Annotated in this window: 14 protein-coding genes, 8 tRNA genes and 3 rRNA genes; 23 read left to right on the top strand and 2 right to left on the bottom strand. The window is 38.3% G+C overall.

Annotation, left to right across the window (positions count from 1 at the left end):
* Positions 1-3 precede the first annotated feature (3 nt).
* The 11 genes from BJG89_RS12695 (at position 4) to rrf (ending at position 5,813) form a co-directional block, all read left to right on the top strand.
* A tRNA-Val gene (locus BJG89_RS12695) sits at positions 4-79 on the top strand.
* 17 nt (positions 80-96) lie between these two features.
* A tRNA-Thr gene (locus BJG89_RS12690) sits at positions 97-172 on the top strand.
* Between the two features lie 6 nt (positions 173-178).
* Positions 179-251, top strand: a tRNA-Lys gene (locus BJG89_RS12685).
* Positions 252-265: 14 nt separating this feature from the next.
* Positions 266-340 (top strand) — tRNA-Gly (locus tag BJG89_RS12680).
* Positions 341-347: 7 nt separating this feature from the next.
* Positions 348-436: transfer RNA gene (locus tag BJG89_RS12675), tRNA-Leu, on the top strand.
* Between the two features lie 13 nt (positions 437-449).
* Positions 450-526 (top strand) — tRNA-Arg (locus BJG89_RS12670).
* 26 nt (positions 527-552) lie between these two features.
* Positions 553-626 (top strand) — tRNA-Pro (locus BJG89_RS12665).
* Between the two features lie 15 nt (positions 627-641).
* Positions 642-717, top strand: a tRNA-Ala gene (locus tag BJG89_RS12660).
* A gap of 146 nt (positions 718-863) precedes the next feature.
* A 16S ribosomal RNA gene (locus tag BJG89_RS12655) occupies positions 864-2,416 on the top strand.
* A gap of 283 nt (positions 2,417-2,699) precedes the next feature.
* A 23S ribosomal RNA gene (locus BJG89_RS12650) occupies positions 2,700-5,620 on the top strand.
* A gap of 78 nt (positions 5,621-5,698) precedes the next feature.
* Positions 5,699-5,813: ribosomal RNA gene (gene rrf / locus BJG89_RS12645) — 5S ribosomal RNA — on the top strand.
* Together the 16S, 23S and 5S rRNA genes with 8 tRNA genes alongside form the textbook arrangement of a ribosomal RNA operon.
* Positions 5,814-6,100: 287 nt before the next feature.
* Here rrf and pdxR read toward each other — a convergent pair.
* Entirely contained in the window at positions 6,101-7,477 is a 1,377-nt protein-coding gene (pdxR, locus tag BJG89_RS12640; RefSeq protein WP_096810941.1) for a MocR-like pyridoxine biosynthesis transcription factor PdxR, read from the bottom strand.
* A 97-nt stretch (positions 7,478-7,574) separates the two neighbouring features.
* Here pdxR and pdxS point away from each other — a divergent pair, with 97 nt between their 5' ends.
* Both pdxS and pdxT read left to right on the top strand, forming a co-directional pair.
* On the top strand, positions 7,575-8,462 hold the full coding sequence (gene pdxS, locus BJG89_RS12635) for a pyridoxal 5'-phosphate synthase lyase subunit PdxS (protein WP_096810940.1): 888 nt from the start codon (positions 7,575-7,577) through the stop codon (positions 8,460-8,462).
* A 1-nt stretch (position 8,463) separates the two neighbouring features.
* A complete protein-coding gene (pdxT, locus tag BJG89_RS12630; RefSeq protein ID WP_096810939.1) occupies positions 8,464-9,039 on the top strand; it encodes a pyridoxal 5'-phosphate synthase glutaminase subunit PdxT in 576 nt (191 codons plus the stop codon).
* Between the two features lie 68 nt (positions 9,040-9,107).
* On the opposite strand, the gene BJG89_RS12625 is transcribed toward pdxT, so the two are convergent.
* Positions 9,108-10,322 (bottom strand): NupC/NupG family nucleoside CNT transporter, encoded by a 1,215-nt coding sequence (locus BJG89_RS12625; protein ID WP_096810938.1) that lies wholly within the window; start codon positions 10,320-10,322, stop codon positions 9,108-9,110.
* Between the two features lie 158 nt (positions 10,323-10,480).
* On the opposite strand from BJG89_RS12625, the gene BJG89_RS12620 reads away from it, so the two are divergent.
* From BJG89_RS12620 to BJG89_RS12575, 10 genes are all read left to right on the top strand, one after another.
* On the top strand, positions 10,481-10,942 hold the full coding sequence (locus BJG89_RS12620) for a CtsR family transcriptional regulator (RefSeq protein WP_096810937.1): 462 nt from the start codon (positions 10,481-10,483) through the stop codon (positions 10,940-10,942).
* A gap of 16 nt (positions 10,943-10,958) precedes the next feature.
* Positions 10,959-11,510: a UvrB/UvrC motif-containing protein gene (locus tag BJG89_RS12615; protein WP_096810936.1), complete on the top strand. Its 552-nt coding sequence runs from the start codon at positions 10,959-10,961 to the stop codon at positions 11,508-11,510.
* Positions 11,503-12,513, top strand: coding sequence for a protein arginine kinase (locus BJG89_RS12610; protein WP_170006919.1), 1,011 nt, complete (start codon positions 11,503-11,505; stop codon positions 12,511-12,513). The genes BJG89_RS12615 and BJG89_RS12610 overlap by 8 nt, the downstream gene beginning before the upstream one ends.
* Before the next feature lie 11 nt (positions 12,514-12,524).
* Positions 12,525-14,987: an ATP-dependent Clp protease ATP-binding subunit gene (locus tag BJG89_RS12605; protein ID WP_096810934.1), complete on the top strand. Its 2,463-nt coding sequence runs from the start codon at positions 12,525-12,527 to the stop codon at positions 14,985-14,987.
* A 350-nt stretch (positions 14,988-15,337) separates the two neighbouring features.
* Positions 15,338-16,708 carry a DNA repair protein RadA gene (gene radA / locus BJG89_RS12600; protein ID WP_096810933.1) on the top strand — a complete coding sequence of 457 codons (1,371 nt, stop codon included), beginning with the start codon at positions 15,338-15,340 and terminating at the stop codon, positions 16,706-16,708.
* Positions 16,709-16,781: 73 nt separating this feature from the next.
* Complete coding sequence (locus BJG89_RS12595; RefSeq protein ID WP_096810932.1) at positions 16,782-17,840, top strand: PIN/TRAM domain-containing protein; 1,059 nt, start codon at positions 16,782-16,784, stop codon at positions 17,838-17,840.
* 432 nt (positions 17,841-18,272) lie between these two features.
* Positions 18,273-19,727: a glutamate--tRNA ligase gene (gltX, locus tag BJG89_RS12590; RefSeq protein WP_096810931.1), complete on the top strand. Its 1,455-nt coding sequence runs from the start codon at positions 18,273-18,275 to the stop codon at positions 19,725-19,727.
* 340 nt (positions 19,728-20,067) lie between these two features.
* A complete protein-coding gene (cysE, locus tag BJG89_RS12585; protein ID WP_096811242.1) occupies positions 20,068-20,709 on the top strand; it encodes a serine O-acetyltransferase in 642 nt (213 codons plus the stop codon).
* Complete coding sequence (cysS, locus tag BJG89_RS12580; RefSeq protein WP_096810930.1) at positions 20,693-22,093, top strand: cysteine--tRNA ligase; 1,401 nt, start codon at positions 20,693-20,695, stop codon at positions 22,091-22,093. The genes cysE and cysS overlap by 17 nt, the downstream gene beginning before the upstream one ends.
* 1 nt (position 22,094) lies before the next feature.
* Entirely contained in the window at positions 22,095-22,481 is a 387-nt protein-coding gene (locus tag BJG89_RS12575; protein WP_096810929.1) for a Mini-ribonuclease 3, read from the top strand.
* Positions 22,482-22,485 lie beyond the last annotated feature (4 nt).

The raw sequence follows: 22,485 nt of genomic DNA, 5'->3' as shown, positions 1-22,485 counted from the left end.
TGTGGAGGATTAGCTCAGCTGGGAGAGCATCTGCCTTACAAGCAGGGGGTCGGCGGTTCGAACCCGTCATCCTCCACCATCTTTTAAAAATGAATAGCCGGCCTAGCTCAATTGGTAGAGCAACTGACTTGTAATCAGTAGGTTGGGGGTTCAAGTCCTCTGGCCGGCACCATTTCATGAGCCATTAGCTCAGTTGGTAGAGCATCTGACTTTTAATCAGAGGGTCAGAGGTTCGAATCCTCTATGGCTCATCCAGTTTCAATTTGCAGAAGTAGTTCAGCGGTAGAATACGACCTTGCCAAGGTCGGGGTCGCGGGTTCGAATCCCGTCTTCTGCTCCATTATATTGCCGGGGTGGCGGAACTGGCAGACGCACAGGACTTAAAATCCTGCGATGAGAGATCATCGTACCGGTTCGATTCCGGTCCTCGGCACCATCATTTTAATAGAGCGCCCATAGCTCAATTGGATAGAGTACTTGACTACGAATCAAGCGGTTATAGGTTCGACTCCTATTGGGCGCACCATTTTAAAATGCATATTATAATAAATACGGGAAGTAGCTCAGCTTGGTAGAGCACTTGGTTTGGGACCAAGGGGTCGCAGGTTCGAATCCTGTCTTCCCGACTCTTATAAAACTATGGGGGCTTAGCTCAGATGGGAGAGCGCCTGCTTTGCACGCAGGAGGTCAGCGGTTCGATCCCGCTAGTCTCCACCATATTTAAAAACAAACAATGAACATTGAAAACTGAATTGCAATATGTCAACGTTAATTCCGAATTCAACATTAAATGTTGATTCAAAAACAACGTGTTATTGATAACACAAATTAGTATTTTATGAGCTAATCAAACATCATAATTTTTTATGGAGAGTTTGATCCTGGCTCAGGATGAACGCTGGCGGCGTGCCTAATACATGCAAGTCGAGCGAACAGATAAGGAGCTTGCTCCTTTGACGTTAGCGGCGGACGGGTGAGTAACACGTGGGTAACCTACCTATAAGACTGGAATAACTCCGGGAAACCGGGGCTAATGCTGGATAATATTTAGAACCGCATGGTTCTAAAGTGAAAGATGGTTTTGCTATCACTTATAGATGGACCCGCGCCGTATTAGCTAGTTGGTGGGGTAATGGCTTACCAAGGCAACGATACGTAGCCGACCTGAGAGGGTGATCGGCCACACTGGAACTGAGACACGGTCCAGACTCCTACGGGAGGCAGCAGTAGGGAATCTTCCGCAATGGGCGAAAGCCTGACGGAGCAACGCCGCGTGAGTGATGAAGGTCTTCGGATCGTAAAACTCTGTTATTAGGGAAGAACAAATGTGTAAGTAACTGTGCACGTCTTGACGGTACCTAATCAGAAAGCCACGGCTAACTACGTGCCAGCAGCCGCGGTAATACGTAGGTGGCAAGCGTTATCCGGAATTATTGGGCGTAAAGCGCGCGTAGGCGGTTTCTTAAGTCTGATGTGAAAGCCCACGGCTCAACCGTGGAGGGTCATTGGAAACTGGGAAACTTGAGTGCAGAAGAGGAAAGTGGAATTCCATGTGTAGCGGTGAAATGCGCAGAGATATGGAGGAACACCAGTGGCGAAGGCGACTTTCTGGTCTGTAACTGACGCTGATGTGCGAAAGCGTGGGGATCAAACAGGATTAGATACCCTGGTAGTCCACGCCGTAAACGATGAGTGCTAAGTGTTAGGGGGTTTCCGCCCCTTAGTGCTGCAGCTAACGCATTAAGCACTCCGCCTGGGGAGTACGACCGCAAGGTTGAAACTCAAAGGAATTGACGGGGACCCGCACAAGCGGTGGAGCATGTGGTTTAATTCGAAGCAACGCGAAGAACCTTACCAAATCTTGACATCCTTTGACAACTCTAGAGATAGAGTCTTCCCCTTCGGGGGACAAAGTGACAGGTGGTGCATGGTTGTCGTCAGCTCGTGTCGTGAGATGTTGGGTTAAGTCCCGCAACGAGCGCAACCCTTAAGCTTAGTTGCCAGCATTAAGTTGGGCACTCTAAGTTGACTGCCGGTGACAAACCGGAGGAAGGTGGGGATGACGTCAAATCATCATGCCCCTTATGATTTGGGCTACACACGTGCTACAATGGACAATACAAAGGGCAGCTAAACCGCGAGGTCATGCAAATCCCATAAAGTTGTTCTCAGTTCGGATTGTAGTCTGCAACTCGACTACATGAAGCTGGAATCGCTAGTAATCGTAGATCAGCATGCTACGGTGAATACGTTCCCGGGTCTTGTACACACCGCCCGTCACACCACGAGAGTCTGTAACACCCGAAGCCGGTGGAGTAACCATTTATGGAGCTAGCCGTCGAAGGTGGGACAAATGATTGGGGTGAAGTCGTAACAAGGTAGCCGTATCGGAAGGTGCGGCTGGATCACCTCCTTTCTAAGGATATATTCGGAACATCTTCTTTAGAAGATGAACAAGGAATAACATTGACATATTGTATTCAGTTTTGAATGCTCATTGGAGTATTCTTTTATTATTTGTACATTGAAAACTAGATAAGTAAGTAAAATTTATGATTTTACCAAGCAAAACCGAGTGAATAAGAGTTTTAAATAAGCTTGAATTCAAAAAGAAATAATCGCTAGTGTTCGAAAGAACACTCACAGATTAATAACATTTTGGGTTTTCAACCGACGGTTGTCGAGTTGGAAAGCAAATAGATTAAGTTATTAAGGGCGCACGGTGAATGCCTTGGCACTAGAAGCCGATGAAGGACGTTACTAACGACGATATGCTTTGGGGAGCTGTAAGTAAGCTGTGATCCAAAGATTTCCGAATGGGGGAACCCAATACGAGTTATGTCGTATTATCGATGCGTAAATACATAGCGTATCGAAGGTAGACGCGGAGAACTGAAACATCTTAGTACCCGCAGGAAGAGAAAGAAAATTCGATTCCCTGAGTAGCGGCGAGCGAAACGGGAATAGCCCAAACCAACGAGCTTGCTTGTTGGGGTTGTAGGACACTCTATACGGAGTTACAAAGGAATAGATTAGACGAATCATCTGGAAAGATGAATCAAAGAAGGTAATAATCCTGTAGTCGAAAATCTGTTCTCTCTTGAGTGGATCCTGAGTACGACGGAACACGAGAAATTCCGTCGGAATCCGGGAGGACCATCTCCCAAGGCTAAATACTCTCTAGTGACCGATAGTGAACCAGTACCGTGAGGGAAAGGTGAAAAGTACCCCGGAAGGGGAGTGAAATAGAACTTGAAACCGTGTGCTTACAAGTAGTCAGAGCCCGTTAATGGGTGATGGCGTGCCTTTTGTAGAATGAACCGGCGAGTTACGATTTGATGCAAGGTTAAGCAGTGAATGTGGAGCCGTAGCGAAAGCGAGTCTGAATAGGGCGTTGAGTATTTGGTCGTAGACCCGAAACCAGGTGATCTACCCTTGACCAGGTTGAAGTTCAGGTAACACTGAATGGAGGACCGAACCGACTTACGTTGAAAAGTGAGCGGATGAGTTGAGGGTAGCGGAGAAATTCCAATCGAACCTGGAGATAGCTGGTTCTCTCCGAAATAGCTTTAGGGCTAGCCTCAAGTGATGATTATTGGAGGTAGAGCACTGTTTGGACGAGGGGCCCTTCTCGGGTTACCGAATTCAGACAAACTCCGAATGCCAATCAATTTAACTTGGGAGTCAGAACGCGGGTGATAAGGTCCGTGCTCGAAAGGGAAACAGCCCAGACCACCAGCTAAGGTCCCAAAATATATGTTAAGTGGAAAAGGATGTGGCGTTGCCCAGACAACTAGTATGTTGGCTTAGAAGCAGCCATCATTTAAAGAGTGCGTAATAGCTCACTAGTCGAGTGACACTGCGCCGAAAATGTACCGGGGCTAAACATATTACCGAAGCTGTGGATTGTCCGTAGGACAATGGTAGGAGAGCGTTCTAAGGGCGTTGAAGCATGATCGCAAGGACATGTGGAGCGCTTAGAAGTGAGAATGCCGGTGTGAGTAGCGAAAGACGGGTGAGAATCCCGTCCACCGATTGACTAAGGTTTCCAGAGGAAGGCTCGTCCGCTCTGGGTTAGTCGGGTCCTAAGCTGAGGCCGATAGGCGTAGGCGATGGATAACAGGTTGATATTCCTGTACCACCATAATTCGTTTTAAGCGATGGGGGGACGCAGTAGGATAGGCGAAGCGTACGATTGGATTGTACGTCCAAGCAGTAAGACTGAGTGTTAGGCAAATCCGGCACTCTTAAGGTCAAGCTGTGATGGGGAGAGGAAATTGTTTCCTCGAGTCGTTGATTTCACACTGCCGAGAAAAGCCTCTAGCTAGATTTATGGTGCCCGTACCGCAAACCGACACAGGTAGTCAAGATGAGAATTCTAAGGTGAGCGAGCGAACTCTCGTTAAGGAACTCGGCAAAATGACCCCGTAACTTCGGGAGAAGGGGTGCTCTTTAGGGTTAACGCCCAGGAGAGCCGCAGTGAATAGGCCCAAGCGACTGTTTATCAAAAACACAGGTCTCTGCTAAACCGTAAGGTGATGTATAGGGGCTGACGCCTGCCCGGTGCTGGAAGGTTAAGAGGAGTGGTTAGCTTCTGCGAAGCTACGAATCGAAGCCCCAGTAAACGGCGGCCGTAACTATAACGGTCCTAAGGTAGCGAAATTCCTTGTCGGGTAAGTTCCGACCCGCACGAAAGGCGTAACGATTTGGGCACTGTCTCAACGAGAGACTCGGTGAAATCATAGTACCTGTGAAGATGCAGGTTACCCGCGACAGGACGGAAAGACCCCGTGGAGCTTTACTGTAGTCTGATATTGAAATTCGGTACAGCTTGTACAGGATAGGTAGGAGCCTTAGATATGTGAGCGCTAGCTTACGTGGAGGCGCTGGTGGGATACTACCCTCGCTGTATTGGATTTCTAACCCGCACCATTTATCATGGTGGGAGACAGTGTCAGATGGACAGTTTGACTGGGGCGGTCGCCTCCTAAAGAGTAACGGAGGCGCTCAAAGGTTTCCTCAGAATGGTTGGAAATCATTCATAGAGTGTAAAGGCACAAGGAAGCTTGACTGCGAGACTTACAAGTCGAGCAGGGTCGAAAGACGGACTTAGTGATCCGGTGGTTCCGCATGGAAGGGCCATCGCTCAACGGATAAAAGCTACCCCGGGGATAACAGGCTTATCTCCCCCAAGAGTTCACATCGACGGGGAGGTTTGGCACCTCGATGTCGGCTCATCGCATCCTGGGGCTGTAGTCGGTCCCAAGGGTTGGGCTGTTCGCCCATTAAAGCGGTACGCGAGCTGGGTTCAGAACGTCGTGAGACAGTTCGGTCCCTATCCGTCGTGGGCGTAGGAAATTTGAGAGGAGCTGTCCTTAGTACGAGAGGACCGGGATGGACATACCTCTGGTGTACCAGTTGTCGTGCCAACGGCATCGCTGGGTAGCTATGTATGGACGGGATAAGTGCTGAAAGCATCTAAGCATGAAGCCCCCCTCAAGATGAGATTTCCCAACTTCGGTTATAAGATCCCTCAAAGATGATGAGGTTAATAGGTTCGAGGTGGAAGCATAGCGATATGTGGAGCTGACGAATACTAATCGATCGAAGACTTAATCAAATTTAAATGTTTTGTTTGTAGAACTAAAATTTACTTACTATCTAGTTTTGAATGTATAATGATTTATACATCAACTTGTCTGGTGACTATAGCAAGGAGGTCACACCTGTTCCCATGCCGAACACAGAAGTTAAGCTCCTTAGCGCCGATGGTAGTCGGACTTACGTTCCGCAAGAGTAGGACGTTGCCAGGCAAACATATAGGGTGCGATGAGCCGAGACCGAAAGGTCTCTTTTTTTTGCCAAAAGGACTTAACTACCAGTGTGAAGCACTGAAAAACAATTGTTATGAGAAAGCGTTTGAAGCTGACGAACTACGCGAAAGACGAAACGAGCTTACAAGTGGTAAGTGAGTAAGGAAAGCGTGCAAGTGAGGAATACATGAGCCCTCAGCTCATGTATAAGTTCCATTAACTGCATAAAAAGAAAAGTGACATTTTAAAAGAAAGAATTTTTAATCTATTATTTAAATGATACTAATTTATACTATTAAAGATTTAATAAGCGCATCTGTATGTTCTTTTAATTGAGATATAGGTATCCCACCAAATCCTAAAATAAATTTTACTGAATTTTGGTTATTGTCATATTGACTAAAAGGTATGATTTTTAATTTGTTTTTTTTGGCGTTCTCTAGACATTGTTTCATTGTGAGACTGTTTTTTACAGTTAATGTAAAATGCATACCTGCTAAAGCACCGTCTATTTTTAACTGAGATTGATATGGCATCAATGCATTTAAAATAGTCGTTAATTTATGTCTATATACATTTCTCATTTTATTTAAATGTCTTTCAAAACTACCGGATTTCATAAAATTTGCTACTATTTTTTGCGTGTGAGCAGGAACTGTATTACCTTCCTTGTTATTTAATTGATTATAAGTTGATAATAATTTATTCGGCAATACTAAATAAGCTATTCTACAGCTTGGGAACAGTGATTTGGAGAAAGTACTGATATAAATAACTTTGTCTTTAGTATCTAAACTTTGTAAGGCAGGAATAGGTTTCCCAAAATATCGAAATTCTGAATCATAATCATCTTCAATGATATATCTACCTTCACTTTGTTGTGCCCAATTTATAAGTTGTGTGCGTTTTTTTAAGCTCATCACATAACCTGTTGGAAATTGATGAGAAGGTGTGACATAAGCAATATTATTATTTGATTTTTGGAAATAATCTATTTCTATCCCTGTATGGCTGACCGGGACTTGAAGGTAGGTTATTTGTTTTTTATCTAATACTTGCTTAATAGGGGGATAACTAGGGTTTTCTATTAAAAATTTGCCGTTACTTAAAATATCTGTTAAAAGATTGATAAGTTGCTCAGTCGAAGAACCAATAATAATTTGTTCAGGATGGCAAGTAACACCACGACTATTAAATAAATAATGCGCAATTTCTTGTCTTAATGAGATTTCCCCTTTGAAACTTGCATGTAGCAGAAGATCGAGTTCATCATCTTCAAAAGCATCTTTAGCATATTTTCTAAATTGTTTCATTGGGAAGTATTCTGTATCAATTTCAGACATATTAAACGCTAAATCGTAATCTGGTTTTGGATTATGGAAGTTTTCGTTTGAGCTAAATATCTGATGTGCATGATTGATATTTGTAGGAATGATAGGAAGCGTTTCAATATCAGAAACAAAATAACCCGACCTCGGTTTAGAATAAATGTACCCTTCATCTAATAAAAGTTGATAGGCATGTTCAATCGTAGTGTTACTTACTGATAAATGTTGTCCCAACGCACGTTTAGATGGAAACTTATCTTCAGATTTATATTGACCTTCTATGATTTGTTGTTTCAAAGTTTCATATAAATTGACATAGAGATGATTTTTAGACAATAAACTGACCTCCTAAATTATTTTGAAAGTGTACCTTTTTAAATACCAGTTTATCTTTTAAAATGAATTTAATCAACTAAGTAAAGGGGTAAATAAGATGTCTAAATTTACAGGATCAGAAAGAGTTAAAAGAGGAATGGCTGAAATGCAAAAAGGCGGTGTTATTATGGACGTCGTTAATGCAGAACAAGCGAAAATTGCAGAAGAATCAGGTGCAGTTGCAGTAATGGCATTAGAACGTGTGCCTTCTGATATAAGAGCTGCAGGCGGTGTTGCTAGAATGGCAGATCCTAAAATTGTAGAAGAAGTGATGAATGCAGTATCTATACCAGTAATGGCAAAAGGCCGTATTGGTCATATAACAGAAGCACGTGTGCTTGAAGCCATGGGTGTTGATTATATCGACGAATCAGAAGTTTTAACACCAGCAGACGAAGAATTCCACTTGCGTAAAGATACCTTTACAGTACCATTTGTTTGTGGTTGTCGCAATTTAGGGGAAGCTTCACGTCGTATAGGCGAAGGAGCTGCTATGTTACGTACAAAAGGCGAGCCAGGTACAGGTAATATTGTTGAAGCCGTTAGACATATTAGACAAGTAAACGCTGAAGTGAATCGCATCACAGTGATGAATGACGACGAAATTATGACTGAAGCCAAAAATATTGGCGCGCCGTATGATGTGTTAAAATCAATTAAAGAAAATGGTAAGTTACCAGTTGTAAACTTTGCTGCAGGCGGTGTTGCAACCCCACAAGACGCAGCTTTAATGATGGAATTGGGGGCTGATGGTGTATTTGTTGGTTCAGGCATTTTTAAATCAGAAGACCCTGAAAAATTTGCCAAAGCAATTGTACAAGCTACAACACACTACCAAGACTATGAATTAATTGGACGTTTAGCTAAAGAATTAGGTACTGCGATGAAAGGTTTAGATATTAATGACTTATCCTTAGAAGAACGTATGCAAGAGCGTGGTTGGTAATATGAAAATAGGTGTTTTAGCCTTACAAGGGGCTGTAAGAGAGCATTTAAAACATATTGAACTAAGCGGTCATGAAGGCATCGCTGTTAAGCATGTAGAACAATTAAAAGATATTGATGGTTTAATACTACCTGGTGGCGAATCAACGACATTGCGCCGACTAATGAATTTGTATGGTTTTAAAGAAGCATTACAACAATCTGATTTACCTATGTTTGGAACGTGTGCGGGGCTCATTGTCATGGCAAAAGATATCGTTGGAGAAGAAGGCTATCTCAACAAATTAGATATTTCAGTCCAAAGAAATTCTTTCGGTAGACAGGTAGATAGTTTTGAAAGTGAATTAGATGTTAAAGATGTTGCTGCTGACATAGAAGGCGTCTTTATTAGAGCCCCACATATAGCAGAAGTGCATGGAAATGTATCCATCTTAAGCAAAATCGGAGAAAAGATTGTAGCAGTCCAAGAAGGACGCTATTTAGGTGTCTCATTTCATCCGGAGTTAACAGATGATTACCGTATAACACGATATTTCATTAATCATATTGTGAAAACAACACTAAGTGAAAAAGTTTAAAATAAACCAAATAAAAACAGGTCGATTCTTGTATATATAAGAATCGACCTGTTTTATCTTAATTTCATTTAGATGAAGAAACCTGCGATTGCAGCAGAAATAAATGAAACGAGTGTAGCACCAAATAAAAGTTTCAACCCAAAACGCGCTACCATATCTCCTTTTTCGTTGTTAAGTGATTTAATTGCGCCTGAAATGATTCCGATAGAGCTGAAGTTAGCAAATGAGACAACAAATACAGATATAACGCCTTTAGCATGTTCGCTCATGTCTTTAACTTCTTTTAAACTTTGCATAGCAACGAATTCATTTGACAATAATTTTGTTGCCATAATCGAGCCAGCTTGAACGGCATCGCTCCATGGCACACCAATTAAGAAGGCTAATGGTGCAAATATGAAACCAATGAAAGTTTGGAAGTCCCAAGTAATACTTCCACCTGAAGCTGCTGTGAAAATAGCACTGACAACTCCATTGAGTAAAGCAATAATGGCTATGTAACCAATTAGCATTGCACCTACGATTACAGCGACTTTAAATCCATCTAAAATGTATTCCCCTAACATTTCAAAGAAAGATTGTTTCTCTGTTTCACTGTCTTCAACGATTAATTTATCTTCATTAACATCTACTTTGTATGGATTGATAATAGAAGCAATAATAAAACCGCCGAATAAATTTAAAACGACTGCTGTAACAACATACCGTGGTTCAATTAATGTGAAATACGCGCCAATGATTGAAGCTGATACAGTAGACATGGCTGAAGCAGTTAATGTATAAAGGCGTTGTCTAGGAATATGCGCTAATTCTTTTTTTAGCGAAATAAATACTTCTGATTGTCCTAAAATTGCTGCTGCTACTGCATTATATGATTCTAAGCGTCCCATCCCATTCACTTTAGAAATAGCTAATCCTAAATAGTTAATAATAAATGGTAATATTTTTGTATATTGTAAAATACCAATTAGTGCTGAAATAAAAACAATTGGTAATAAGACATTGAAGAAGAATGGTGGATTGTTAGGATCCACAAATTCAAACCCACCGAAAACAAAGTTGACGCCTTCTGCAGCTTTAGCTAGTAGATAGTTAAAGCCGTCTGAAATGGCACCAATGACAGTAATACCAAATTTTGTTTTTAATAGTATAAACGCAAATACAAGTTGTATGACGAGTAATAGGCCAATGTATTGCCAACGAATATTTTTTCTATCAGAGCTAAAGAGAAAAGCTAATGCAAGAAAAACTGCAATCCCAATTAAACCAATGATAATATGCATAATAATTTCATCCCTTTAAATTTTTTCTTAACTCCTATAATACAATAAATGGGAGATTTCTTACATGCATAAAATGAAAATTTTTAAAACATATTGGTTGAAAAAGGTCAAAGTTGGTCATATAATATAGTCAAAGAAGGTCAAAAGAGGTGATAATCATGCATAACATGTCCGACATCATAGAACAATACATTAAAAAATTATTTGAAGACGCCAATGAAGATGTTGTTGAAATTCAGCGTGCAAATATTGCACAGCGTTTTGACTGTGTGCCTTCTCAATTAAATTACGTGATCAAAACACGATTCACTAATGAACACGGCTATGAAATAGAAAGTAAAAGAGGTGGCGGCGGCTACATTCGAATCACTAAAATTGAAAATAAAGACGAAACAGGTTACATTAACCATTTACTTCAATTAATAGGACCGTCTATTTCACAACAACAAGCCTATTACATTATAGATGGCTTATTAGATAAAGAATATCTTAGCGAACGGGAAGCGAAGATGATTTATGCGGTCATTGATAGAGAAACATTGAAAATGGATGTATTATCAAGAGATATCATACGTGCTAATATAGTTAAACGCGTATTACATGTGATAAATTACTATTAAAGAGAGGTGTTTAGTCGTGCTGTGCGAAAATTGTCATTTAAATGAAGCGGAAGTTAAGTTAGCGGTTAAAGGACAAGACGGTATACATGAAAGATGGGTATGTTCCACATGTGCACAAGGAGGTAATCCTTGGACTCAAAATCAGCAAATGCAGTCACAAGATGATATTGAGGGTGCCTTTGTTGTAAAGCAAATATTACAGCATTTAGCAGCTAAACATGGTATTGATTTCGATGAAATAGCTTTTAAAGAAGAGAAAAGATGTCCTACTTGTCAAATGACGTTAAAAGATATTGCACATGTCGGTAAATTTGGTTGTGCAGACTGCTATGCAACATTTAAAGATGACATTGTTGATATTGTACGACGTGTACAAGGTGGTCAAATTGAACACACTGGAAAAACACCACGCTCTTCACACAGAAAGTTAGCGTTAAAAAAACAAATAGAAGAAAAAACAAACTATTTAAATCAATTGATTGAAGAACAAAATTTTGAAGAAGCTGCAATTGTTAGAGATGAAATTAAAGCATTAAAAGAAGACAGCGAGGTGAAACATGATGAGTAAAAATGATATTAGTACTCATATTAGTGAGTGGATGAGAGATGAGGAAGAGAGTCCAATTGTGATGTCCTCAAGGCTCCGATTAGCTAGAAATTTAGAAAATCATGTTCATCCTTTGATGTTTCCTTCAGAACAAGATGGTTATAGAGTAATAAATGAGGTACAAGATGCGCTTCCTGATATGTTTATACAGAGATTAGACACTTTGGATCAACAGAGTAAGTATAAACTTGTAGCGAAACATCTTATAAGCCCAGAGTTAATAAAGCAGCCTGCTTCAGCTGTGCTTTTGAATGATGATGAATCTTTAAGTGTTATGGTAAATGAAGAAGATCATATACGCATTCAAGCTATGGGAAATGACCTATCATTGCAAACATTATATGATAAGGCTTCTTCTATAGATGATACACTCGATAGTGAACTAGATGTTAGCTTTGATGAAACACTTGGTTATTTAACAACTTGCCCGACAAATATAGGGACTGGTATGAGAGCGAGTGTAATGCTACATCTTCCTGGCCTAACGATTATGAAGCGGATGAATAGAATCGCTCAAACAATCAATCGCTTTGGATTTACTATAAGAGGTATCTACGGTGAAGGCTCTCAAGTATATGGTCATATTTATCAAATTTCTAATCAGCTTACACTTGGTAAAACAGAAGAAGAAATTATCGAAAGTTTAACTGAAGTTGTGCAACAAATTATTAACGAAGAAATGCAAATTCGCGAACGTCTCAGTAAGCATAATGAAATTGAAACATTAGATAGAGTATATCGTTCGTTAGGAATATTAAAATATAGTAGACTAATATCTATGGAAGAAGCGTCATTTAGATTAAGTGAAGTGAAACTCGGTATAGATTTAGGCTATATTGATTTAGAAGACTTCAAATTTAATGAGTTAATGGTCGCAATTCAATCACCATTCTTGTTAGATGATGAAGATGATAGAGCAGTTAATGAAAAAAGAGCAGATATATTAAGAGAACATATAAATTAGGAGGTCATGCTATGTTATTTGGTAGACTGACAGAACGTGCACAACGCGTATTGGCACATGCTCAAGAAGAAGCGATTCGCTTAAATCATTCAAATATTGGAACAGAACATTTACTTTTAGGTTTAATGAAAGAACCAGAAGGTATTGCAGCAAAAGTATTAGAATCATTCGATATTACTGAAGAAAAAGTAGTGACAGAAGTTGAAAAATTAATTGGTCACGGCCAAGAACAAATGGGTGCTTTACACTACACACCACGCGCTAAAAAAGTGATTGAGTTATCAATGGATGAAGCAAGAAAACTACATCATAATTTTGTAGGAACAGAACACATCTTGCTTGGTCTAATTAGAGAAAATGAAGGCGTTGCAGCACGCGTATTTGCTAATTTAGATTTAAATATTACTAAAGCACGTGCGCAAGTTGTTAAAGCTTTAGGTAGCCCTGAAATGAGCAATAAAAACGCACAAGCAAATAAATCTAATAACACACCAACATTAGATAGCCTTGCACGCGATTTAACAGTTATTGCAAATGATGGTACTTTAGACCCTGTGATTGGTAGAGATAAAGAAATCACACGTGTTATCGAAGTATTAAGTAGACGTACTAAGAATAACCCAGTCTTAATTGGGGAACCGGGCGTAGGTAAAACAGCAATTGCAGAAGGCTTAGCACTTGCAATCGTTAACAACGAAGTACCAGAGACACTTAAAGGTAAACGCGTGATGTCTCTAGACATGGGAACAGTAGTAGCTGGTACGAAATACCGTGGTGAATTCGAAGAACGTCTGAAAAAAGTTATGGAAGAAATTCACCAAGCAGGCAATGTTGTACTCTTTATTGATGAGCTACACACTTTAGTTGGTGCTGGTGGTGCAGAAGGCGCAATTGATGCATCTAATATTTTAAAACCAGCGTTAGCGCGTGGCGAACTACAATGTATTGGTGCAACTACACTGGATGAATATCGTAAAAACATTGAAAAAGATGCAGCACTAGAACGTCGTTTCCAACCAGTTCAAGTGGACGAGCCAACAGTCGAAGATACAATTGAAATCTTGAAAGGCTTACGTGACCGTTATGAAGCGCATCACCGCATTAATATTTCAGATGAAGCTTTAGAATCTGCTGCGAAATTAAGTCATCGTTATGTGTCAGACCGCTTCTTACCAGACAAAGCAATTGATTTAATTGATGAAGCAAGTTCTAAAGTAAGACTAAAAAGTCATACAACGCCACCTAACTTGAAAGAATTAGAGCAAGAAATTGAACAAGTTAAAAATGAAAAAGATGCTGCTGTACACGCACAAGAATTTGAAAATGCAGCAAATTTACGTGATAAACAAACTAAATTAGAAAAACAATATGAAGAAGCGAATAATAATTGGAAAAACGCTCAAAACGGTGCAAGCACATCATTGTCTGAAGAAGATATTGGAGAAGTTATTGCAGGTTGGACTGGTATTCCATTAACTAGAATTAATGAAACAGAATCAGACCGCCTACTTAATTTGGAAGATACGTTACACAAACGTGTTATTGGCCAAAAAGAAGCAGTTACTTCTATCAGTAAAGCAGTAAGACGTGCTAGAGCAGGATTGAAAGATCCTAAACGTCCAATTGGTAGCTTTATCTTCTTAGGCCCTACAGGTGTAGGTAAAACAGAATTAGCACGTGCATTAGCAGAATCCATGTTTGGTGAAGATGATGCAATGATTCGCGTAGATATGAGTGAATTTATGGAAAAACACGCTGTGAGCCGTTTAGTTGGGGCACCTCCAGGTTATGTAGGTCATGATGATGGTGGACAATTAACTGAAAAAGTTAGACGTAAACCATATTCAGTTATACTATTCGATGAAATTGAAAAAGCACACCCTGATGTATTTAACATCTTGTTACAAGTGCTTGATGATGGACACTTAACAGATACAAAAGGACGTCAAGTAGATTTCCGCAATACAGTGATTATTATGACTTCCAACGTTGGCGCTCAAGAACTGCAAGATCAACGCTTTGCAGGTTTTGGCGGCGCATCTGAAGGACAAGATTATGAATCAATTCGTAAAACAATGATGAAAGAATTGAAAAATGCTTTCCGCCCAGAATTCTTAAACCGTGTTGATGACATTATTGTATTCCACAAACTTTCTAAAGATGAATTGAAAGAAATTGTGACTATGATGGTGAATAAATTAACAGATCGCTTAGCAGAACAAGATATTGATATCGTAGTTTCTGATGCAGCGAAAGAAAGAATTGCAGAAGAAGGTTATGATCCAGAATACGGAGCTAGACCACTTATCCGCGAAATTCAAAAAACAATCGAAGATAACTTAAGTGAGTTAATCTTGGATGGTAACCAAATCGAAGGTAAAAATGTTTATATCGATTATGACGGTAAAGAATATAAATACGATATTAAAGATAGAACAGAAGATCAAAAAGAAAAAGAGACTTCTGATTCATAAGATTGAGTTATTAAAGTGATATCAAGTATGAATAGCGCTTCTCAAGTATGCAAATGCAACTTGGGGAGCGCTTCTTTTATAAAAAGTATCACTAAAATGTTAATAAACGAAACATCATCGTATGTTAGTCAAAAATTTTAATCACCTATATCATATTAATAGTACTGAATATATAATAGTGTTAATTTAAAAAATAGACTTTAACATTAATCTATTGAAGTGCATGCTATAATATAAAATTAAAGGCTAAGAAACAATAAATATCGAAATGAATCGAATATAAATAAAGTTTGTTTTTAATTAGACAGAGGTATAAAATAGATTTGTTCAATAAAGATGGAGGTGCAGTTTTGGCCAAAAAGAAAGTGATTTTTGAATGTATGGCGTGTGGTTATCAATCACCAAAATGGATGGGCAAATGTCCCAACTGTGGTGGTTGGAACCAAATGGAAGAAATTATAGAACAAAAATCGACAAGCCCAAAACATGGGGTTCGAAGTCGTGAAAATAGCGCGAAAGTACAAAAACTAAATGAAATTAAACATGAGACGACACCACGTATTAAAACCAACTCAGCAGAATTTAACCGAGTACTTGGCGGTGGCATTGTAAACGGTTCGCTTGTATTAATTGGCGGCGACCCAGGTATTGGTAAATCGACCTTATTACTACAAATTTGTGCTGCTTTATCACAAAGTAAAAGCGTTTTATATATAACAGGTGAAGAGTCGTTAAATCAAACTAAGTTAAGAGCAGATAGATTAGAAGAGGATTCAAGTAATTTAAATGTGTTTGCGGAAACAGATTTAGAAGTGATACATGAAACGGTTAAACAATTGAAACCAGACTTACTTGTAGTTGATTCTATACAGACTATTTTCCATCCTGAAATCAGCTCTGCGCCTGGTTCAGTATCTCAAGTAAGAGAAAGTACACAGAGCTTAATGAATATTGCTAAACAATTAAACATCCCAACTTTTATTGTTGGTCATGTAACTAAAGAAGGGCAAATTGCAGGTCCACGTTTATTAGAACATATGGTGGATACAGTACTTTATTTTGAAGGTGATGAGCATCATGCTTATCGTATTTTAAGAGCAGTTAAAAATCGCTTTGGTTCGACAAATGAAATGGGTATTTTTGAAATGAAGCAGAGTGGATTGAAAGGTGTGAAAAACCCTTCAGAAATGTTTTTGGAAGAGCGTTCTACTAATGTTCCTGGGTCAACAATTGTATCGACAATGGAAGGCACAAGACCATTGCTCATAGAAGTACAAGCATTAGTGACACCGACCACATTTAACAACCCAAGACGTATGGCTACAGGCATAGACCATAATCGATTAAGTTTATTGATGGCTGTCTTAGAGAAAAAAGAAAATTATTTGCTTCAACAACAAGATGCTTATATTAAAGTAGCAGGTGGCGTCAGATTAACAGAACCTGCTGTCGATTTAGGTATTGTTATTGCCACGGCGTCTAGTTTTAAAGATTTAACTGTAGACGGATTGGATTGCTTTATTGGTGAAGTTGGATTGACGGGAGAAGTAAGACGCGTCTCTCGTATCGAACAACGCGTACAAGAAGCGGAAAAACTAGGATTTAAACGTATTATTATTCCTGAATCCAATATTGGTGGATGGGAATTCCCTAGCGGTATTAAAGTCATTGGTGTTAAAAATGTACATGAGGCTTTAAAATATGCTTTAACTAAGCATTAATATCACTTAATGATACAACATGTAACTGGCTTATATAGTCAAAATAGCTTTCATGTGAAAGGAGCGTTAACATTTGAACATGATAAGACTCATTGTAATCTTGTGCTATATTATATTAGGCGCAAGTTTAGGCGTGTATCTTATACCAGAAATTATTACAGATGCTGGTTTGGGGCATTTCACGCTACTAACAAATAATTATTTCAATGGGCTACTAGGGATTGTACTGATATTTGTAATCTTTGGTTGGTTTATTAAAAAAGTAACATTAGCATTGAAAGAACTAGAACAAATGATTATGCGTCAAAGCGCAATTGAAATATTGTTCGCCACAATTGGACTCATTATAGGGTTACTTATTTCAGTTATGATATCATTTATTTTCCAAATTATTGGTAACAATGTTTTAAATCATTTTGTACCTATTATTATCACGATTATCTTGGGGTATTTAGGGTTTCAATTTGGTCTACGCAAACGCGATGAAATGCTATTGTTTTTACCTGAAAATATGGCGCGATCTGTGTCAATGAATACACGTAGTGCAATGCCTAAAATCATAGACACGAGTGCCATTATTGATGGGCGTATTTTAGATGTTTTGAAATGTGGTTTTATAGACGGTGAAATATTAATTCCACAAGGGGTAATTAATGAATTGCAAGTAATTGCAGACGCAAACGATAGTGTAAAGAGAGAAAAAGGGCAAAGAGGCTTAGATATGCTCAATGCTTTGCATGATGGAAAGCACCCTACGCGCATTATACATCCAACAAAATCGCATAGTGATATAGATGCAATGTTAATTAAATTGGCATTGCATTATAGAGCACAAATTATTACTACAGATTTCAACCTAAATAAGGTCTGTTATATACAAGGTGTTCAAGTGTTGAATGTGAACGACTTATCAGAAGCAATTAAGCCAACCGTACATCAAGGCGATCGATTTAACTTGTTGTTGACTAAGATGGGGAAAGAAGCTGGTCAAGCAGTAGGGTATTTAGATGACGGTACAATGGTAGTTGTAGATAACGCTAAAAAATATATCGGTGAATATATTGATTTAGAAGTAGTAAGTTTGTTGCAAACTTCATCCGGACGCATTATTTTTGCTAAAAAAATATACTGAAATTAAAAAGCGAGTTTCATTTGATATTGTAGCTAAAAAAGTTACAGTTTCACATGAAACCTTTTCATTATGAGCAATATTTTCAAAAAATTGTTCAGATAGCATTTTAATTTAAGCACAGTGATATCATAATCATCTTTAAAGTGCTACAATAGATAGCGAAATTGTATTACTGTACTTAGAATTATAAACTTGAAATTCAATGGGCGTCATACGTTTGTTTTTAGTATAGTGATGCTTTAAAAAATGATGAGCTATGATATCATAAATAAGCAAATGAGCAACACGCTTTGAATGCTTTTATATTAACTTATTGTTAGGCACATTTGAAAAGTGCAGTAACATAGGTTGAATTCTTTTTATGTGTGTGCGCAGTTAAGCTGAAAATATAAGATTAAAATCGTGAAAAATTATTAAACAGGAGTGAACATAATGAGTAATCGTGTAAGAGTTAGATATGCCCCAAGCCCAACAGGCTATTTGCATATTGGTAATGCAAGAACTGCATTATTTAACTATTTATTTGCTAAACATTATGATGGAGATTTTGTAATTCGTATAGAAGATACGGACAGTAAACGTAATTTAGAAGATGGAGAATCTTCACAATTTGATAACTTAAAATGGTTAGGTATTGATTGGGATGAGTCTGTAGATAAAGATAAAGGTTATGGGCCTTATCGCCAGTCAGAACGTGCTGAAATATATAACCCACTTATCCAACAATTGTTAGATGAAGATAAAGCGTATAAATGCTATATGACTGAAGAAGAATTAGAAGAAGAACGTGAACAACAAATTGCACGTGGTGAAATGCCGCGTTACGGTGGTAAACATGCGCATTTAACAGAAGACAAACGCCAACAATTTGAAGCAGAAGGACGCCAACCTTCGATTCGTTTCCGAGTGCCAAAAGATACAACATATGCATTTGACGATATGGTGAAAGGTGAAATTTCATTTGACTCAAATAATATGGGCGATTGGGTTATTGTGAAAAAAGACGGCGTGCCAACGTATAATTTTGCAGTAGCAATTGATGACCACTTGATGGAAATTTCAGATGTTATTCGTGGAGATGACCATATTTCAAATACACCCAAACAATTAATGATTTACGAAACGTTTGGTTGGGAAGCGCCAAGATTTGCACACATGTCACTAATCGTAAACGAAGAACGTAAAAAATTAAGTAAACGCGATGGCCAAATCCTACAATTTATTGAGCAATATCGCGATTTGGGTTATTTGCCTGAGGCGTTATTTAACTTTATTACATTATTAGGTTGGTCCCCTGAAGGTGAAGATGAAATTTATTCTAAAGAAGAATTCATTAAAATCTTTGATGAAAAACGATTATCTAAATCACCTGCATTCTTCGACAAACAAAAATTAGCTTGGATTAATAACCAATATATGAAACAAAAAGACACTGAAACAGTCTTTGAACTTGCTTTTCCTCACTTAGTTAAAGCGAATTTATTACCTGAAAACCCATCTGAAGAAGATAAAGAATGGGGACGTAAACTGATTGCTCTTTATCAAAAAGAAATGAGTTACGCTGGCGAAATTGTTCCGTTATCTGAAATTTTCTTCCGTGATGAACAAACATTAGGAGCAGATGAGCAAGAAATCATCAATGGGGAACAAGTGCCAGAATTAATGAACCATTTATATGGCAAATTAGAAGCACTAGAACCTTTTGAAGCGGCAGAAATCAAAAAAACAATTAAAGAAGTTCAAAAAGAGACAGGTATTAAAGGCAAACAATTATTTATGCCAATACGTGTAGCTGTGACAGGACAAATGCATGGTCCAGAGTTACCAAATACAATCGAAGTATTAGGTAAAGATAAAGTATTGAATCGCTTAAAAAAATACGTTTAATGCTGATTATAAGTAAATTGTATCAAATAGATAATACTTGAAAAATTACAATCAAGCACCTATGATTATAATTGAATACACTAAAGGATTAGTAGGCAATGGAATGTGTCAAGAGAGTGTGCGGTTGCTGCGAGCACATCATGGAAATTGTTGAATGCACCTTTAGAATAATGAACTGAATAACTTTAATGAGTTAATATAAGTTGTTTTACCATGTTAGATTATTGCTAACTTAATGAACAAGCAGCTTGTTTTAAAAAAAGAGTGGAACCGTGCAAAGCACCTCTAACAATAATGTTAGAGGTGCTTTTTTAATAAGGAGGTCGCAACCTTGTTTAAAATATTAAAAAGAATAAAAGACGATATAAATATGGTGTTTGAACAAGACCCAGCTGCACGTACTACTTTAGAGGTAGTCACTTCATATGCGGGCGTACATGCAGTATGGAGTCATTTAATCGCACACGCTTTATACAAAAAGAAAAGATATATATTAGCAAGATTAATTTCACAAATTTCACGTTTTTTTACTGGCATCGAAATTCATCCTGGCGCCCAAATTGGGAAACGTTTATTTATCGACCACGGCATGGGCGTTGTTATTGGAGAAACATGCAGAATTGGTGATAATGTTACAATTTATCAGGGCGTTACTTTAGGTGGTACTGGTAAAGAAAAAGGAAAACGTCACCCTGATATAGGTGATAATGTACTGATAGCAGCAGGCGCCAAAGTACTCGGTAATATTAAAATTAATTCGAATGTAAACATCGGGGCGAATTCAGTAGTATTGAATTCGGTGCCTAGCTATTCTACAGTCGTTGGTATACCAGGACACATTGTTAAACAAGATGGTAGAAGAATTGGTAAGACATTCGACCATCGTAATTTACCAGATCCGATTTATGAACAATTAAAACAATTAGAGAAACAACTTGAGAAAACAAGAAATGGAGAGATTCAAGATGATTACATTATATAACACGTTAACGCGTCAAAAAGAGACGTTTAAATCTATAGAACCAGGTAAGGTTAAGATGTACGTCTGCGGACCAACTGTATATAATTACATCCATATAGGTAATGCCAGACCAGCAATTAACTATGATGTTGTGAGAAGGTACCTTGAATACCAAGGTTATGAAGTAAATTATGTTTCAAATTTCACTGATGTAGATGATAAATTGATTAAGCGCTCGAAAGAATTGAATGAACCTGTTAACACAATCGCTAATCGTTATATCGATGCATTTTACGAAGATGTTGGCGCTTTGAATGTGAAAAAAGCAACTTCAAACCCAAGAGTAATGAATCATATGGATGACATTATTAAGTTTATAGGAGAACTTGTAGAAGAAGGTTATGCCTACCAAAGTGGTGGAGATGTGTATTTTAGAACACGTAAATTTGAAGATTACGGTAAACTCAGTCATCAATCCCTTAATGATTTGAAAGTAGGTGCACGCATTGAGCAAGGCGAGCAAAAAGAAGATGCGCTAGATTTCACATTATGGAAACAAGCAAAACCTGATGAAATTAGTTGGGACAGTCCATTTGGCAAAGGTAGACCAGGTTGGCATATTGAATGCTCTGTTATGGCTTACCATGAACTTGGTGCGACGATAGATATTCATGCTGGCGGTACTGATTTACAATTTCCACATCATGAAAATGAAATCGCCCAATCTGAAGCCCATAACCATGCGCCATTCGCCAACTATTGGATGCATAACGGGTTTATTAATATTGACAACGAAAAAATGAGTAAATCCCTAGGTAACTTTGTGTTAGTACACGAGATTATTAAAGAAATTGATCCAGATGTATTACGATTTTTCATGATTAGTGTACATTATCGAAGCCCAATCAATTATAATATGGAACTTGTTAGTGCTGCTAGAAGTGGTTTAGAACGTATCCGTAATAGTTACCAAGCTATCGAGGAACGTGAAGCGATTGCCACAAATATCGAAGCTCAAGATAATTATATAGAAGAAATCAACCAGATTTTAGAACAGTTCGAAACCGTTATGAATGACGACTTTAACACAGCTAATGCCATTACAGCTTGGTACGATTTGACAAAATTAGCTAATAAATATGTATTAGAAAATACAACGTCAACTGAAGTGATTGAACGATTTAAAACAGTATATCAAATTTTTAGTGATGTATTAGGTGTACCTTTAAAACCAGAAACAAGTGACGAATTATTAGACGAAGATGTTGAAGCTTTAATCGAAGAAAGAAACACAGCAAGAAAAAATAAAGATTTTGCACGTGCAGATGAAATTCGCGATCAATTGAAAGCACAAAATATTATTTTGGAAGACACACCTCAAGGCGTGAGATTTAAACGTGGCTAATATGGATAATAAATTGTTAAACCCATTGACTTTGGCATATATGGGGGACGCGGTCTTAGACCAATTTGTGAGAGAGTATATTATATTGAAATTAAAAGCTAAACCTAATCGATTACATCAAGAAGCCAAGCGTTACGTGTCTGCGAAAAGCCAGGCACAATCGCTTGAATGCTTGTTAGAAAGCAACTGGTTTACCGAAGAAGAATTAGATATTGTTCGCCGTGGAAGAAATGCGAAGAGTTATACGAAGGCGAAAAATACAGACATACAAACGTATCGAAAAAGTTCAGGGTTAGAAGCAATCATTGGTTTTTTATATCTTGAAAAAGATCAAAGCCGTTTAACAACATTGCTTGAACATATTGTGAAAAGTATAGATGAAAGGTAGTGAG

Source organism: Staphylococcus nepalensis (genome assembly GCF_002442935.1).
Lineage (GTDB): Bacteria > Bacillota > Bacilli > Staphylococcales > Staphylococcaceae > Staphylococcus > Staphylococcus nepalensis.
Note: the sequence above shows the minus strand (reverse complement) of the source record. Positions and strands in the feature narration are given on the sequence as shown.